General features: G+C 49.5%; 4 protein-coding genes and 4 tRNA genes. All 8 read right to left on the bottom strand.

Annotated elements, in window-relative coordinates:
* Positions 1 to 198: 198 nt before the first annotated feature.
* A tRNA-Arg gene (locus VLA04_03840) sits at positions 199 to 275 on the bottom strand.
* A 94-nt stretch (positions 276 to 369) separates the two neighbouring features.
* Entirely contained in the window at positions 370 to 783 is a 414-nt protein-coding gene (locus VLA04_03835) for a hypothetical protein (GenBank protein HSI20800.1), read from the bottom strand.
* A 17-nt stretch (positions 784 to 800) separates the two neighbouring features.
* Positions 801 to 876: transfer RNA gene (locus VLA04_03830), tRNA-Arg, on the bottom strand.
* Positions 877 to 1,023: 147 nt separating this feature from the next.
* Positions 1,024 to 1,401, bottom strand: a complete 378-nt coding sequence (locus tag VLA04_03825; protein ID HSI20799.1) for a hypothetical protein — start codon at positions 1,399 to 1,401, stop codon at positions 1,024 to 1,026.
* A gap of 112 nt (positions 1,402 to 1,513) precedes the next feature.
* Positions 1,514 to 1,915 (bottom strand): hypothetical protein, encoded by a 402-nt coding sequence (locus VLA04_03820; GenBank protein ID HSI20798.1) that lies wholly within the window; start codon positions 1,913 to 1,915, stop codon positions 1,514 to 1,516.
* A 255-nt stretch (positions 1,916 to 2,170) separates the two neighbouring features.
* Positions 2,171 to 2,245 (bottom strand) — tRNA-His (locus VLA04_03815).
* 106 nt (positions 2,246 to 2,351) lie between these two features.
* Positions 2,352 to 2,425, bottom strand: a tRNA-Gly gene (locus VLA04_03810).
* On the bottom strand, positions 2,411 to 3,030 hold a 620-nt coding region (locus tag VLA04_03805), incomplete at its 5' end, for a hypothetical protein (protein ID HSI20797.1). The genes VLA04_03810 and VLA04_03805, both read right to left, overlap by 15 nt.

The raw sequence follows: 3,030 nt of genomic DNA, 5'->3' as shown, positions 1-3,030 counted from the left end.
TGTGCGGCAAAACAAAAACCCCGGTGATACACCGGGGCTCCTGCGACAACTTGCTATGACACGCAAATCATCACTCCCCGGTAGGGAAGAGAATGAGGTGACGTGTGACGAAGCAAGAAGCTTTTTGCATGATGGTAGTGTAGCAAAATGGTCTGAGGTGGGCAACAAAAAAAGATTCCGGATGGAATCTGTTTTTCTTGGTGTCTCCGGCTGGAATCGAACCAGCGACCTGAAGCTTAGAAGGCTTCCGCTCTATCCAACTGAGCTACAGAGACGAGTGAGGATTGCCTAGACCAAGCGTAGCTTGGGATAGGGAATCTGAGCGAGGATACAGTATCTCGAAGAGATACAGAGACGAGTGAGGATGTCTTACCTAATCTTACCTAGGTCTCCTTCAATTACTATTGGTGCCATCGCGATAATTTCCGTTTCGTAGTATGGCATTTTTGGAATTGGATTGAGGAGGAAGATCTTTTGCTTGAGTACATGGGCAAAACCCATCTCGAGAAATGTATTGCCACCAATGTAGTTGGGTATGCCGTGCTTATCGAAGTTAGCAACCAGAATGGCATCACCTTCCTGCATCAGGTACCAGAACTCTCGAATCGCATCTTCCGTGTACTTCTGCCTTAGCTTAATCTCTTCTTTCTCTATGTCACTTTTGCCGATGAAGGGGCTTGCGAGGTTGGTGACATACGCATCATGGCCAATTGCAATGAGCTGGTCGCGCAGGGCGATCATCTTTTCCGTGTATTGCATGCTGCCGACAATGCCGATACGCATAGGATTGAACTTAAGTTTGGTGCGCCCGGAGGGGATCGAACCCCCGACCCTCTGTTCCGAAGACAGATGCTCTATCCACTGAGCTACGAGCGCAAGTGAGGATTGCCTAGACCAAGCGCAGCTTGGGATAGGGAATCCGAGCGAGTACACAGTATCTCGAAGAGATACGAGCGCAAGTCGCTATCTAGGTGATTTATAACAGAAAAGAGCAGTCGGATCGACTGCTCTTATTGATTTGCCTTAGCCGCCCTTGGGCGTAGAGCCTACTGGCTCGGCTGAAAGGTTGAGATCCACCACTTTGCCAAACCGCCGATTAAGGTAGTCAGCTATGGCGTGGTAGGGATCGTTATACTCCGCCTGAAGAGAGATTTCTGCCAGCGCCATTGCCGGGTCGCGGGCATCCTGCACGATATCTACCATCTCTTCCAAGTCGGCGACAGTCTGAGGGGTGAGGTTCACCTCGTAGTCGTTGTCGCTGACACCGAGAGGAGGGATGCTGGCACCCTGTTTGGAGCCGTGCTGACGAAGGCGGAAGTTGGTCGTGTGCGTGAGCTGGGTCAGCTCAGTGTTGTCGAAAGTGGCTCCGTTGTAGCGGAAGCCTAGTGTCACAGTAATCATAAAGGTCCGGCCTCCTTGTAGGCGTGGTGCACGAACAATAGCGGGAAAGGCAGGGTGTGTCAACCTGTTGGGGTATGAAAAAAGGACGATCGTTTGACCGTCCTTGGGTTGCCTACACCGGGCAGGCGACCGGTTCAACCCCCTGAACGGTTAGGTTGAACTTAGCTTCTAGCGACTTGACCAGCGCGGTCAGGTCTAGCCCCCCTTCGGCTTTGACTGAGAGGCTCGCCAGCCTGAGAGGGGGAAGGCCGTGCTCTTGTGAGGGCGAGCAAATGGTCTCTCGAAGGAGCGAGACCTCTTGCACGATGCCATCGAAGCCTGTCCGGTTGCAAAGCGTGACCTGCAAAGGGTCATCTGACCTAGTGGAGGGTGGGGTGTTGGCGTAGAGGGTAACCTCTTCGCGTGTCCTCAACCTCTTAAAGGAATCGTTCAGCCAAGCGGCGTACTCCTGAAGGGGTTGAGTGTCCCCGAGACTTACTGTGGGATGAAACCCCAACGTAACGAAAAATTTCAAACGGTATCTCCTTTGTTTTTGCTGCCCGAACCATATCATCCCCAACCTGGTTTGTCAATCATAATGAGGGTTGGGGAACACGAAAAGACACCCTCAGAAGGGTGTCTTTTCTTTGGGGTGGCTGATGGGATGACGTTCGCTTCGCTCACTAACCACACTCTTTAATATAACCTCGGTAGAGTGTGGTCGAACCTGGGTTCTCTCCCAAACCATTTCAAAAGAAAAAGACCAACCTGACGGTTAGCCTTTTTCTCTTGGGGTGGCTGATGGGATTCGAACCCACGACCATCCGGACCACAACCGGATGCGCTACCGCTGCGCCACAGCCACCATATTTCCATACCTGATATAGCTTAACGCACATCCCTCTTAAAACCATCAACCCTTACTCGCAGTCAGCGAGGTGTGCTTTAAAAGGGATGTGCGGAAGCTTTTTTGGAGCGGGTAGCGAGAATCTAACTCGCGTCATTTGCTTGGAAGGCAAAGGTAATAACATTATACGATACCCGCCGAAGTGCTCACTCTTTGTATTATAGCTAAAATGAGCCGATGTAACTGAGCGCCAAATTCAGGATTGCCCAAAGTTCTTACGCGCAAGTTAACTGTACCGTACTTAAGTACTCTGTAGTTTGTACCATTTCTAATCTTTTTTCTCAAGTCGTAGTGGGGCTTAATAAAAGAGACGTCTGAGGTTCCGCATACTTTCTGCCAATATTCTTTGCATGCTTGTTCATTGCAGTCGGGATATAGATGCATGTGAACTTGGAAATTTTGCGGAGGAACATGAAAACACACGGTGAGCCATTTTACTGCGAGGCGAATTATGGCTGGATCGCTATTTGTAATCGACACACCATTCTGGGTTTTGGTTCCTTCTCCGAAATAGAGGCCTATTCCGCAGAGGAGGAGGTCTCGGCTTGAAATATTTTTTATTATCCGTTCGGCCTTTAAATGTGCCTCATTTTCTTTTTTAAGCCTACTCCACTCATAAAACTTCTTAGATTCAATAAGAGAATTTTTAATTTTAGCCGCAGTATACGCATTGGGTGTGTAAGGAATATTGGCTAGCCAGTAAGAAAGTGCTCCCCGCGAAACACCAAGTTTTGCGGAAATAT

The sequence above is a fragment of the Verrucomicrobiia bacterium genome, from assembly GCA_035460805.1.
Classification (GTDB): Bacteria; Patescibacteriota; UBA1384; order CAILIB01; family CAILIB01; genus DATHWI01.
The sequence above is the reverse complement of the archived record's forward strand: the minus strand, read 5'-3'. Positions and strand labels throughout refer to the sequence as shown.

Coding starts and splice junctions, on each gene's coding strand:
- VLA04_03825 (HSI20799.1), bottom strand. CDS start 1,401: ATGATTACTGTGACACTAGGCTTCCGCTACAACGGAGCCACTTTCGAC.
- VLA04_03835 (HSI20800.1), bottom strand. CDS start 783: ATGCGTATCGGCATTGTCGGCAGCATGCAATACACGGAAAAGATGATC.